At 41.1% G+C, this 13,108-nt stretch carries 15 protein-coding genes; 6 read left to right on the top strand and 9 right to left on the bottom strand.

Annotation, left to right across the window (positions count from 1 at the left end):
• Positions 1-11: 11 nt before the first annotated feature.
• Together Aba26S_RS05075 and Aba26S_RS05070 are read left to right on the top strand one after the other, a co-directional pair.
• Positions 12-1,331 carry an adenylosuccinate synthase gene (locus tag Aba26S_RS05075; protein WP_005242374.1) on the top strand — a complete coding sequence of 440 codons (1,320 nt, stop codon included), beginning with the start codon at positions 12-14 and terminating at the stop codon, positions 1,329-1,331.
• 79 nt (positions 1,332-1,410) lie between these two features.
• On the top strand, positions 1,411-1,728 hold the full coding sequence (locus tag Aba26S_RS05070) for a putative quinol monooxygenase (protein WP_005242372.1): 318 nt from the start codon (positions 1,411-1,413) through the stop codon (positions 1,726-1,728).
• Positions 1,729-2,065: 337 nt separating this feature from the next.
• Here the strand turns inward: Aba26S_RS05070 and Aba26S_RS21250 are convergent, their stop codons facing one another.
• Complete coding sequence (locus tag Aba26S_RS21250; RefSeq protein WP_005242370.1) at positions 2,066-3,067, bottom strand: YafY family protein; 1,002 nt, start codon at positions 3,065-3,067, stop codon at positions 2,066-2,068.
• Positions 3,068-3,280: 213 nt separating this feature from the next.
• Between Aba26S_RS21250 and Aba26S_RS05060 the strand changes: the two genes are divergently transcribed.
• From Aba26S_RS05060 to Aba26S_RS05045, 4 genes are all read left to right on the top strand, one after another.
• A complete protein-coding gene (locus Aba26S_RS05060; protein ID WP_043970439.1) occupies positions 3,281-4,831 on the top strand; it encodes a circularly permuted type 2 ATP-grasp protein in 1,551 nt (516 codons plus the stop codon).
• Positions 4,832-4,904: 73 nt separating this feature from the next.
• Positions 4,905-5,507: an alpha-E domain-containing protein gene (locus tag Aba26S_RS05055; RefSeq protein WP_043970436.1), complete on the top strand. Its 603-nt coding sequence runs from the start codon at positions 4,905-4,907 to the stop codon at positions 5,505-5,507.
• Positions 5,504-6,283 (top strand): transglutaminase family protein, encoded by a 780-nt coding sequence (locus tag Aba26S_RS05050; RefSeq protein WP_005242364.1) that lies wholly within the window; start codon positions 5,504-5,506, stop codon positions 6,281-6,283. The genes Aba26S_RS05055 and Aba26S_RS05050 overlap by 4 nt, the downstream gene beginning before the upstream one ends.
• Positions 6,284-6,299: 16 nt before the next feature.
• Entirely contained in the window at positions 6,300-7,034 is a 735-nt protein-coding gene (locus Aba26S_RS05045; RefSeq protein ID WP_005242361.1) for a proteasome-type protease, read from the top strand.
• 51 nt (positions 7,035-7,085) lie between these two features.
• Here Aba26S_RS05045 and Aba26S_RS05040 read toward each other — a convergent pair whose 3' ends face one another.
• The 8 genes from Aba26S_RS05040 to cyoE form a co-directional block, all read right to left on the bottom strand.
• On the bottom strand, positions 7,086-7,556 hold the full coding sequence (locus tag Aba26S_RS05040; protein ID WP_043970434.1) for a DoxX family protein: 471 nt from the start codon (positions 7,554-7,556) through the stop codon (positions 7,086-7,088).
• Between the two features lie 61 nt (positions 7,557-7,617).
• The gene (alr, locus tag Aba26S_RS05035) at positions 7,618-8,691 is read right to left on the bottom strand and encodes an alanine racemase (protein ID WP_043970432.1); all 1,074 of its coding nucleotides are present in this window, start codon (positions 8,689-8,691) and stop codon (positions 7,618-7,620) included.
• Between the two features lie 57 nt (positions 8,692-8,748).
• On the bottom strand, positions 8,749-10,194 hold the full coding sequence (gene dnaB, locus Aba26S_RS05030) for a replicative DNA helicase (protein ID WP_005242346.1): 1,446 nt from the start codon (positions 10,192-10,194) through the stop codon (positions 8,749-8,751).
• Between the two features lie 168 nt (positions 10,195-10,362).
• Positions 10,363-10,662 carry a TM2 domain-containing protein gene (locus Aba26S_RS05025; protein WP_005242342.1) on the bottom strand — a complete coding sequence of 100 codons (300 nt, stop codon included), beginning with the start codon at positions 10,660-10,662 and terminating at the stop codon, positions 10,363-10,365.
• Between the two features lie 115 nt (positions 10,663-10,777).
• Positions 10,778-11,224 carry a 50S ribosomal protein L9 gene (rplI, locus tag Aba26S_RS05020; protein WP_004654410.1) on the bottom strand — a complete coding sequence of 149 codons (447 nt, stop codon included), beginning with the start codon at positions 11,222-11,224 and terminating at the stop codon, positions 10,778-10,780.
• Positions 11,225-11,236: 12 nt separating this feature from the next.
• Positions 11,237-11,464: a 30S ribosomal protein S18 gene (rpsR, locus tag Aba26S_RS05015; RefSeq protein ID WP_000090661.1), complete on the bottom strand. Its 228-nt coding sequence runs from the start codon at positions 11,462-11,464 to the stop codon at positions 11,237-11,239.
• A gap of 11 nt (positions 11,465-11,475) precedes the next feature.
• Positions 11,476-11,859 (bottom strand): 30S ribosomal protein S6, encoded by a 384-nt coding sequence (rpsF, locus tag Aba26S_RS05010; protein WP_004638540.1) that lies wholly within the window; start codon positions 11,857-11,859, stop codon positions 11,476-11,478.
• A gap of 361 nt (positions 11,860-12,220) precedes the next feature.
• Positions 12,221-13,099: a heme o synthase gene (gene cyoE / locus Aba26S_RS05005; RefSeq protein WP_005242339.1), complete on the bottom strand. Its 879-nt coding sequence runs from the start codon at positions 13,097-13,099 to the stop codon at positions 12,221-12,223.
• Positions 13,100-13,108 lie beyond the last annotated feature (9 nt).

Here is a 13,108-nt window from a genome sequence, read left to right as displayed (position 1 = left end):
ATGAGGCTATTATGGGCAAAAATGTTGTGGTACTTGGTACCCAATGGGGCGACGAAGGAAAAGGTAAAATCGTCGACCTGCTCACAGATCAAGCGGCTGCGGTAGTTCGCTATCAAGGCGGACACAACGCAGGACATACTCTTGTCGTAGGTGGTAAGAAGACTGTATTACACCTCATTCCATCAGGTATTTTACGTGAAAACGTATTGTGCTTAATTGGCAATGGTGTCGTTCTTTCTCCTGAAGCATTAATTAAAGAAATGGCGATTTTGGAACAAGAAGGCGTACCTGTTAAGGAGCGTTTACGTGTTTCTCCAAACTGTCCATTAATCTTGCCAAACCACATCGCGCTTGACCAAGCACGTGAGAAAAAACGTGGCAATGCCAAAATTGGTACGACAGGTCGTGGTATCGGCCCTGCATATGAAGACAAAGTTGCACGTCGTGCAGTACGTGTCGCAGATTTGATTCGTGGCGGTGCATTGCTTGAAGAAAAACTCAAGGAAATGCTTGAGCTTCATAACTTCCAGCTTTCTCAATTCTATGGTGTTGACGAAGTTAAGTTTGAAGATGTTCTTGCACTTTGTAATGAATGGCGTGAAGTGCTTGCACCATTAGTCATTGACGTGACTAAAGTGTTACATGATTACCGTAAAGAAGGTAAGGCAATCATGTTTGAGGGCGCACAAGGTTCATTGCTTGACATCGATCATGGTACTTATCCATTTGTAACCAGTTCAAATACCACTGCGGGTGGTGTAAGCTCTGGTTCAGGTATGGGGCCATTGCATTTAGACTATGTATTGGGTATCACTAAAGCCTATACAACACGTGTCGGTGCAGGTCCATTCCCAACTGAGTTGCACTATGATGCGGCAACAGATACTGGCGATGCGATTGGCCGTCACTTAGGTACGGTTGGTCATGAATTTGGTGCATCTACTGGCCGTCAACGTCGTTGTGGTTGGTTCGATGCTGAGATCCTACGTCGTTCAGTTGAAGTGAACTCATTGTCTGGTATTTGCTTAACTAAACTTGATGTACTAGATGGTTTGGAAGAAGTAAAAATCTGTGTCGGTTATGAAGATGTGGATTCAGGTTGTGCAGGTTCTTCTGATGCGATTTCATTCGAAAGCTTGAAACCTATCTATGAAACCATGCCAGGCTGGAGCGAGTCGACTGTTGGCTTGACTCAAATCGAGCAACTTCCTGCAAATGCATTGGCATATGTGCGCCGTATCGAAACTTTAATTGGTTGCCCAATTGATATCGTTTCTACAGGCCCTGACCGTGCAGAAACAATCGTATTACGTCATCCGTTTTCAGCATAAGCTGAGTCGATGATAAAAAAAGCTCTCATCATTTTGAGGGCTTTTTTTATGGGAAAAATTTCAAGTGAGAGGTTAGGGTGTGACTCTGAAACTGATTGCTGAAGACTTTATTCAACCAGAACATATTGATAGGGTTTTACCGCTTTATCAGGAACTGATTGAGAAAACTAGAACCGAAGCAGGATGCATTGCTTATGATCTTTATCATGATCATAAGCAAAGAGGACATTTTGTTTTTATTGAAGAATGGATAAATCGTGAAGCACTGGATTTACATGTGCAATCTGAACATTTCCAAAGATTAGTGCCGCAAATTGATCAATATCAAGTACAGATAGGGCGTTTTACCCATCTACATCGTTTTGAGGTTTTATTGCCCCATAAAGAAACTAAGTAATTTAATTGAGTTCTTGATCCCAAACCAGCAATAGCAAAAAAACAGCTTTGAATTCCCATCTTTATTATTTCACAGCCTGAAAAATCCTCGTTATATTAGCTTTACGTTCAAACAAAGAGGGTTTTAATAATGACCAAAAAGAGAATTCGCTACAATGGCTATGAATTGGCGTGCCGATGTTGATTTAAATCTAAGCGCTTAAAAAGGTACAAACCAATTTTGATCAAGGCGGGGAGAGAGGTTGGTTTGAACATTTAAACAATAATAATACTGAGTGTTTGATAATAAAATTTATAAAAAATCGAAGAGAACCGAAAGGTTCTCTTTTTTATTAGGATTATTGTTCAATCTCTTTCACTGCATTGTAGACCGCTGCAGGTTCAATATTGAGGATTTTTTTACCGAAGCTTCTGAGCCACCACACCAGTTGCGAGGTGAACGGGACTGTTGCGGAAACCTCAACAATATTCTCCTCTAGGGATTGAATGATTTGATCTCTGCTCAGTTGGCTTTCGTAGAAGCTTTTGGCCGTACTTTCGCTCATGGTCAGCTTTAACTGGATCTGTTCGGTTGGTTTATTGTAGTCAACGCGGAAACCGAGTGCACCCGATTCGATATAGCTATCAAGCTCAAAATTGACAGGGTGCAAGGCGCGGCTTTCCAATACAGTTGCAGCCTTAAAACGATGTAATGCAAAAGTTTGCACTTCAGTTTTATCGTTTCGGGTACAAATCAAATAAATCACTGCACCTTTTTGAACTAAAGCCAATGGATTCAAAATATAAGTTTTATCTTCACCTTGATGAGTTCGTGCACGATAAATACATTCGATCTGTTTGTCTTGCAATAAGCCTTCATAAATTGCCTGTTGCGCATGTTTATCGACCACAGGCGGGATTAAAGGTTGTGTCGCCGGTACAATACGGACACGGTTGATCCATTGTCTAACATTGTTTTGCGTTGATAGGCTACGTTTGGCCAGATCGAACCAAGGTGTCATTTCTTCTAATAAACTGGGGGGAAGCAAGTGGCGCAAATGTTCTTCGACCATCATAAAAGTGACGGCTTGTGAGCTGGTCATATGTGGCAAGCTCTGAATTGGTGCATCGGAGCGCCAACGCCAGCCTTGTGGTACGGTTTTATTGCTTTCAATAGGGAATCGTTGAGCAATTTGGTTTAAATCACGCTGAATGGTACGCAAGCTGATATCAATGCCTTCACGTTCTAATATTTCTTGTAATTCACGTGTGCCCATCCATTTCCCTGTCGAAAGACGAGATAAAATTTGCCATTGGCGATATAGGCTATTGGAGGTTTCTTTTTCTTGTACGGATGACATAAGCGTAATACGTAATTTAATGATCTAAAGCAGACACAATAAAAAAACTCTCCCTATTTATCAAGTCTATCGGATACGGATTACGTATTTACGACTGAAATGGGTATGCTTTTGCATAAATATTCTAAGTCTGGTTGAAAATTGATCGTTTTATATAAGTGGCATTGAAATTGCTTTTACTAAATATAGATAAATGATGAGACGAGGTTTTTTATGTCAGAACAAGAACACAACCTACATGTCAGCACAGATTATTATGCACCAGAACAGAATGCAGCGGTCGCCGTTGACAGGTCTACATTTATTCCAAAATTCAATGTGACCAGTAATTTATTTGAACAGCTCAAATCACAATTTTTTAATGAAATGTTGGATGACAAAAGCTTTAACGGTGAAGCATCGAAAAAAATTGAACAGTGGTTGAGTATTCGTAGTCTTGAAGACTTAAAAACGTTAGAGGCACAGGCAAAGCAGCATTTTCTCTACCAAGGAATCACTTTTAATGTTTACGGTGATCAAGCAGGTGCAGAACGAACCATTCCATATGATCTGATTCCTCGTGTGATTGAAAAGAAGCAATGGGAACAGATTGCCGCAGGTTGTGAGCAACGAGTGAAAGCGCTGAACTTGTTTTTAGATGATATTTATCATGGCCAGCATATTCTAAAAGAAGGATTGATTCCTGCACAGCAAGTCATTGCCCATGAAGCTTTTCAACCGCATATGTTAAAACACCAGCTTAAAGGAAAGATCTATTCACAAATCAGTGGTATTGACATTATTCGCGATGGTCAGGGTGATTTCTTTGTCTTGGAGGATAATTTACGGACGCCCTCAGGAGTGTCTTATATGCTGGAAAGCCGAAAAATCAGCCAGAAATTGATGCCAGATCTATGTAGCAGCAATAATTTGCAGGGCATTGAGCAATATCCAAGTTTGTTAAAAGCGGTTCTGGAAGAAAATGCTTATGTTGATCAGCCTATGATTGTCGTGCTCACCCCAGGTCGTTTTAACAGTGCCTATTACGAGCATTCATTTTTAGCCCGTGAAATGGATGTGCCATTGGTGACCAGTCGAGATCTGTTCGTCGAGGATGAGAAAGTTTTTGTCAAAACCATCCGTGGCCGTCAGCAAGTCGATGTGATTTATCGCCGTGTTGATGATGATTTTCTTGATCCACTGAGTTTTAGACCTGATAGCAGTTTGGGGGTTGCAGGTTTGATGTCTGCATACCTACAACATAATGTAGTGATTGCTAATGCGCCGGGAACTGGGGTGGCAGATGATAAATCGATCTATCCTTATGTTGATCAAATGATTCAATTTTACTTAGGTGAAACATCGATTTTAAATAATGTACCCACCTATCAATGTCGAGATGCTGACCAGCTGGATTATGTATTGGCCAATATCGAAAAATTGGTGATTAAAGAGGCGCAAGGTTCGGGTGGCTATGGCATGTTGATTGGCCCTCAAGCAGATCAAGAGCAAATTGACGGATTTAGACAAAAACTCATCGAGACGCCACATTTATATATAGCACAACCGACTTTGGCACTTTCTGTTGCGCCAACGCTAACTACTGAAGGGGTTGCAGAGCGGCATATTGATTTGCGTCCATTTGTTTTAAGTTCACCTTATCGAACCGAAATTGTACCTGGTGGATTAACAAGGGTCGCTATGCAGGCAGGTTCACTTGTTGTTAACTCCTCACAGGGGGGAGGCATTAAAGATACATGGGTGGTTGAAACCTTACGTTCCTAAATGATATGCCATCGTCTGAATGATGAAATAAGACAGTGTTGTGGCGTTATAACAAATATACAGGAGGAGATGTATGCTTTTACTGAGTTCAAGTGCTCAACATATTTATTGGTTAGGACGTTATTTGTTTCGTATCGGTCATGTGGCTGGGCAATTGCCTTTTGTTGATAATCTTCAGGCTACAGATTTTGCACAGGCACTTTGTTTGCATATTGCTGATGCCGAGAGCTTGAATTATTTTATGTTGGATCGGCAGCAACCCTACTCTTTATTAAGCCAACTTGAGATTGCGCGTGACAATATTCAAGAATTGAGGGGGTTGTTATCTGCTCAGGCCTATGCTGAGTTGAATTATCTGCTTAAAAATACAGTAGCGGATGGCTTGGCGATTCAAAGTGTCGTGCAAAGCTGCTGTGATATTCTAAGCAGGGAGCAAGAAGAAATCTTTTTATTCTTTCATATTGGGCAAAGTATTGAGCAAATAGATATACATTTCAGATTTCAATACAATGTGCCTGAAGTATTTGAAGCTATTGATCCTGAAATAGAGCAGTTATTTCAGTTGGGATGGCAGGATTTACAACCAAGTTGGGAGATATTGAAAGATCAGCCTTATTTGAATCAGTTTTATGCATTTACTTATAAGTTGGAAAATCAATTTGAGGCATCCTCATGAAACTTATGGTCAATCATCAGACACATTATCGTTATACGGAGGTTGCGAGGAATAGTGTCCAGTCGATTAAAATGATGCCGCAGAGTTCACGGCATCAGCATATTGAAAACTGGCAGATCAGCGTGCCTGGGCAATATTCCTGTCAGCGCGATGCATTTAATAATTTGTGGATTACGGCAACGCAGCGCCATGATTATCGTTATTTAACCATCATGGCACAGGGGGTAGTTGATCTACACCCAACTGAGTTGGGTCATGCAGAAACGAATGTATCGCCGATGCTATTTCTACAGCGTACAATGATGACATGTTGTGATTTGACCATGTCGGACTTTGCTCATTCGTTTGTTAAGCTAAAAGATCGCCAGCATTTGATTGTGTTAGCAGAAAAGATTTTGCAGCAAGTCCCATATCAACCAGAAACGACTTCGGTAACCACCTCGGCGATTGATGCTTTTTATGCAGGGCAGGGAGTGTGTCAGGATCATACGCATATCTTCATTGCCATGTGTCGTGCTTTACAGTTGCCAGCACGTTATATATCGGGTTATATCTATGATGAAAACCAACCGCACCTTGCCAGTCATGCATGGGCTGAGGTTTTTGTGGAGAATGAATGGTATTGTTTTGATATCAGTAACCAGATATTTACACCCCAAAATCATATTTATGTTGCGGTCGGGCGCGACTATTTAGATGTAGCACCAGTGCGAGGTATTCGCGAGCAAGGTGGGGTGGAAAGTATGATGTCTGTGGTACAAGTTTTGGCATGTTAAGTATAAAGAGAGAAAGATGACCTATTGTTGTGCATTAAGATTAGAGCAAGGTTTGGTATTGATTAGCGATACTCGAACCAATGCCGGGGTCGATCATATTTCTGTATTTCGTAAGTTGCATACTTTTGGGGTAGAAGGTGAGCGTTTTATTGCGCTACAAACATCGGGCAATCTGGCAACGACTCAGGCTGTGATTGGACATTTGCAAAATGCTTTGGCCTTGCATCAAGAACCAAACTTATATAGTGCCAATACCATGTTTGAGGTGACTGAGCTAGTTGGTAAAACCTTACGTAAGGTGCTAGAGGATATTACCACTGATACTCAGGAGCAAATGAATTACTCATGCAGTATTTTGGTAGGGGGGCAGATTAAAGGCGAAGAGATGCAGCTATATAATGTCTATCCACAAGGGAATTTTATTTGTGCAACCACGGATACACCTTATTTTCAAATTGGTGAAAGTAAATATGGTAAGCCTATTCTGGATCGTGCCTTGTACTATGATATGCCGCTGGATGATGCGTTACGTTGTTCATTGATTTCTTTTGATTCGACATTACGTTCCAATGTATCGGTTGGTTTACCCCTAGATGCTTTGGTTTACCATAAAGACAGTTTTAAAATTCCAGAGGGTAAGCGCATAGGGGAAGATGACCCATACTTTACGCAGATCAGTAAACAATGGTCAGAGACTTTACGCCGTGGTTTGCAAGAGCTGCCCAAGCCAACTGCCGATTATGGTTTGTAAATCATGACTCGCTCTCAGACTGATAACGATGTTTGTTTGAGAGGGAGTTATTTAAACCCTTGAAATGTTCTTGCTTAGAAGACGATCCAGTGACAGGATGGTGGGCCGAGTTGTGATCAGTATGGCAAGAACAAACATATACAACAGGTCGTGCACATAGAAGAACCAACTCAGCCAGCTCATAGCATCTAAGCCATTAGGAATGGTATGTATGCCAACGGTGTATAAAGCGGTCATGCAGATCACAAACAGTAAAATGCTGCTGATTTGAGTCAATAAACCGATAATCAACAATAAACCTGCAAGCATTTCTGTGGCAGAAACAAAGCTACTCATGATTTCTGGAAAAGGAATGCCAGCTCCGGTGATGGTTTCCAGCATAATCAATCGGTTTTTCTCTACGAAAAGCTTATTGAATCCCGTGCTAAAGAAAAAAATGCCGATTGAAATTCGTATTAGAAATAGCACGAATTGCTGAATCGGCATTTTATAGAGCGGATTATCGTAAACCAGTTTGAGCATTCGATTCTGGAATGGTTAAAACCATATTAGAGATAAAACACAGAAAATGATCAAGTGGTATTTAGTGATCTAGTTGCCGTATAGGGCGGGCAGTTAGGCGGCAAAGCAGCTCGTAGCCTAAAGTTCCATTCGCTGCTGCAACCTCATCAACCAAGCGAGATTGCCCCCAGAGTTCAACTTTTGTGCCAATTTCGGCATCCACATTGCTGATATCAATGGCGATCATGTCCATACTGACACGGCCAACAACAGGGACAAGTTGTTGATTGATCGCAACAAAGTTTTGTTTGATATAAGTCCGTGGATAGCCATCCCCATAGCCAATTGAAACAATCGCAATTTTTGTTGGGCATGTGGCTGAATAGGTCGAACCATAACCGACAAATTCCCCTTGTTGAATCTGATTCAGTGCAATGATTTCGGCACTAAAGGTCATGACGGGCTTTAGATCAAGCTCATGCACATTTTTATCGGCAAAGGGAGACGCGCCGTAAAGCATAATACCCGGGCGTACAAAATCAAAATGTAGTTCGGGATATTTATAAATTGCAGCTGAATTACAACAAGATACCAAGATGGGTTCGCAGGCCTGCTTTACCTGTAAGAACTGTTGTTTCTGTTGCTCGTTTAAAGGATGCTCTACATCGGCATTGGCAAAATGCATGGCCAGTACACAAGTAAAACCTTCAGTTTTTAAGCGATGAATGACTTTAATAATTTCATCTACTTTAAAACCTAAACGGTTCATTCCGCTGTTTAGCTTGACCCAAACTTTTAGGCCTAATGCATTGTAAGCCGTTTTATGTTGAATCAACCATTCAACTTGTTGAGTGTGATGAACGATACATTCGAGTTTCTGTTCAATGACTTGTGCCATTTCATCTTCAGAGAATACACCCTCAATCAGGGTAATGGGTTGAGTATATCCCAGTTGCCTGATTTCCAAGGCTTCTTCTAAGCAGGCGACACCAAAAGCGTCCGTGCCCTCAAGGGCGGCTAAACAGTTTTTAACTCCATGTCCGTAGGCATTGGCTTTGACCATACTGACAATTTTTGAATGTGGAGCAAGTTGTTTAACACGGTTTAAATTATATTGCAGTGCGTTACTGTCAATATAAACTGTAGCTTGGCGCACCCTGAGTTCTCCTTTGGGTCGACTTGAAACATATATAAAGCAGGAATCGTTTAGATATTATTCGTCATCTTCATACTGAGCATAGAACTCAGGCGAGAGGTTACTAAAACGGGTATATTGGCCTTCGAAGGCCAGACGAACGCTACCAATAGGGCCGTTACGCTGTTTGCCGATAATGATTTCAGCTGTGCCTGCTTCCTTCGACTCTTTGTTATAGACTTCATCACGGTAAATAAACATGATTAAGTCGGCATCCTGCTCGATCGCACCCGATTCACGTAGGTCTGACATGACAGGACGTTTGTTTGGTCGGTTCTCCAAACTACGGTTTAACTGAGAAAGTGCAATCACAGGACATTGCATTTCTTTGGCAAGCGCTTTTAAGCTTCGCGAAATTTCCGAGATCTCACCCACACGGTTATCACCCATACCAGGAACTTTCATCAGCTGTAAATAGTCGACCATGATACAGCCGATTTTACCATCATGCATTTTAGCCACACGACGTGCACGCGCACGAAGTTCGGTAGGTGGGAGGGCAGATGAGTCATCGATGTAAAGATGCATTTCTTGTAGCTGAAGAATGGTTCCGGTGACTTTGGTCCATTCATCGGCATCCAGATTACCTGAACGTAAATGTCCTTGATGGACTTTACCCATGGCAGAAATCAAACGCATCGCAATCGAGTCTGCTGGCATCTCCATGGAGAATACTAATGCAGGTAGGCGGTTATATTGCAGTACACTTTCGACAAGGTTCATGGCGAATGTGGTTTTACCCATCGATGGACGTGCCGCGACAATAATTAAGTCGCCGGGTTGCATGCCTGAAGTTTTATTGTCCAGCTCTAGGAACCCAGTGGTTAAACCGGTAATGTTACCATCGAGTTTAGATAGTTCATCTAATTTGGTAATCACATCAGCAGTCACAGAGCTGATGGATTTTGGTCCAGAATCTTTTTTATTGTTGTTGTGCTGTTCCGCCAAAGAGAAAATACTGGTTTCTGCTAAATCAAGAATTTCGCTGACTGGACGACCTTTAGTGTCATAGGCATTTTGTAAAATATCACTGCTGATCTTGATCATGTTACGCAGCGTTGAGAACTCTTTGATTTTATTTGCATAAATTTCAAGATTGTAGAAGCTTGAAGGAGAGTCTGCCATCAATTGCATCAGGTATTCCTCACCGCCAATAGCATCGAGCAAATTCTGTTTGAGTAACCAGTCATTCACTAAAACTGCATCATAAGGCGAGTTCTCTTGTGCTAGTTTCTCAATGGCACGATAGATATATTTGTGACGTGTGGCATAAAAATCATTTTCTTTGAGTAAGTCACTGACTTGTTCGAATGATTCGGCAACTGTCATCAAAGCAGCTAAAACAGCTTGCTCAATGGCAAGATTATGCGGTGGGGTGCGGAATTCTTTTAGTTGACCAGAGTCATTCACTTTACTCTCTGTGTTTGGAGCATTTTTGGAAAAATTGGCATTCGCCTGTGACATAACAAGACCTAATAAAAAGATGAAACCCTAACGACTGACTATCTTAATCCAAATGGAAGCTATCGGGACAATTTAATTCAGGGAAAATTGTGTAAGCGATGCAATAGCACAATAGATAGTCATATATGTGATTGCATCGACGCTTGTGATTTTGAGGATGGTCTTGAATTAAGGTTTTACAAACCAGTCTTGTTCAAAGCGTCCGTTTTTAAAACGGTATGCTGAAAGACCATAGCGAAGATTATTTTTTTGTGCATCTTTAACAAAGCCCGTGTCTTTGCCTAAAGAATAGAGGAAAGCATCAAGCAAGAGTAGGGTAGCATCGATAAACCACCAGAAACCTAAGCCGCCAAAGGTGATCAATTTTAGAATACCACTGGTTTTCTTGCCGAGATAGAAACGATCTATTCCGAAGAAACCTAAAAACATGGCGAGTATTAAAGCAATGATACGATTTTTCTTTTGCATATAGGGCCCTATTAGAGAAAAATAATTATATAAATTTAATTTAGAGTTAGATTTTCTGTATTTAATTAGACATAAAAAAAGAGCATGTAAAACATGCTCTTTTTCTTTGCAGAAATTACTCAGATACGATAGTAACGAGAACTTCAGCAACAACATCATGATGCAATTGGATTGCGATGTTGAATTCACCAGTGTGACGAAGCGCACCGTTTGGTAAACGAACTTCTGCACGGTCAACAACAAGACCAGCATTCGTTAAAGCATCAGCGATGTCACGAGTACCGATAGAACCGAATAGTTTACCTTCGTCACCAGCTTTCGCAGTGATTACGATGTTAACTTCGTTCAATTGTTCAGCACGTGCATTCGCAGCAGCTAATACTTCAGCTTCTTGCTTCTCAAGTTCAGCACGACGAGCTTCAAAAGCAGCAGTGTTTGCTTCAGTTGCAGCTACAGCTTTACCTTGAGGGATCAAGAAGTTACGACCGTAACCAGCTTTAACTGATACTTTGTCGCCTAATTTACCAAGGTTCTTAATGCGTTGTAATAAGATAACGTCCACAGCTCACCTCACTTACTTATGGTTGTCAGTGTACGGAATCAAAGACAAATAGCGAGCTTGTTTAATAGCTAACGCTAATTGACGTTGATAACGAGCTTTAGTACCTGTAATACGGCTAGGAACAATCTTGCCGTTTTCAGTGATGTACTGTTTTAAAGTGTCGATATCTTTGTAGTCGATGTACGCAACATTCTCAGCTGTAAAGCGGCAGAACTTGCGACGACGGTAAAAACGTGCCATTGATGTTCTCCTTATTCAGCTTCTTGAACTGCTTGTTGTGCTTCTTCACGTTGAGCTTTACGCGCACGTTTTTCTTCAGCACTCTTAGCAAGTAAAGATTCTTCAGTAATTGCGTGTTCACGACGGATGATGATGTTACGAATGATTGCATCGTTATAACGGAACAATTCTTCTAATTCATCAAGAGTCGTTTGACCACATTCAACATTCATAAGAATGTAGTGTGCTTTGTGAATTTTGTTAATCGGGTAAGCCAATTGGCGGCGGCCCCAATCTTCTAAACGGTGAATTTGACCTTCAGCTTCTTTGATCTGAGAGATATAGCGTTCAACCATACCTACAACTTGATCGCTTTGGTCTGGATGTACCAATAGTACGATTTCGTAGTGACGCATTGTCAGCTCCTTACGGTTTAAGCAGCCCCTGATTATAAAAATCAGAAGCAAGGAGTCATAACTTAAAAGTTATGTCGCAAATTGCGAAGCGGCGATTATATGCAAATCAGCGCGATAAAGCAAATCTGGCGTGGTCTCGATTTTTAGTTTTTGGGTATAGCCGTGAAAAAAGCGAGGTAGGTTGGATCGGATTGAAAACAAAATGATCTTGTGGTGAGTAACCACCGATTTTAATGTGAGAAAATAAAAATCACGAGGAAGGGGGGAGAGATTTCATTTAGGCAATAAAGAAGCGAATGTTTTTATTGCACGAAATGATTACAGCGAGGGAGAATAAAAAGATAGAGCATTCTCTATCTTTTTAAAAAAGAGGGAGGAATGGTGCAGGGCTTTTAAAGGTAAAACTAAAGCTTAGACTGATAACAGTAACGAGAATTACTGAGAAAAGGAAAAAGCGTTTTGCCCAAAGCTGATCATCTTTAGCTTTGAATCCTAAAATACCGATATAGAGCCAATAAATACATAGTGCATTACAGATGACCAGGAAAATGATGTTGGTATATCCATAAACATACAGTGCATTCATTGCAACGCTAAATAAAATCACATAAATCACGGATTCGATTTTCGTTCTCAAAATAGAGCGCGCTACAGGTAAAATTGGAATTCCTGCATTTTTGTAATCATCAAAACGATAAATTGCAATGGCCCAGGAATGTGGCATTTGCCATAAAGCATATGCAACAAAGATCAGGAGTGCCGCAACATCGAACTGATGACTTACAGCCGTATAACCAATAACAGGAGGACTCGCTCCAGAAATACTACCAATGACGGTCTGATGGATGGTGGTGCGTTTGCTCCACAAACTATAAAAACCGACATAGACGACAAAACCAATGACAGCAAATAAAAAAGCATAGCCATTCACATAGAACCAAAGAATGCTAAAACCAATTACGCCTAAAACCCATGCATAAGACATGGCAACAGTCGGAGAAATCGTTTTTTGCACAAGGGCACGGTTCATGGTGCGTTGCATTTTTTGATCGATGTCTTGATCAATTACATTATTGACCACACAACCTGAGGCAACCACAAAAGTTGTTCCGAGTAGGGTCAGTAATAATAAGAGGCAGTCTATAGAGCCTTGGGCGGCTAAGAAGAAGCCGCCCAAGGTGGTAATAAAATTACCGAAGAGAATTCCTGGTTTAGTCAGGAATAAGTACTTTTTCCACATGACAATCAG

Source organism: Acinetobacter sp. NBRC 110496 (assembly GCF_000876115.1).
Taxonomy (GTDB): Bacteria; Pseudomonadota; Gammaproteobacteria; order Pseudomonadales; family Moraxellaceae; genus Acinetobacter.
Note: the sequence above shows the minus strand (reverse complement) of the source record. Positions and strands in the feature narration are given on the sequence as shown.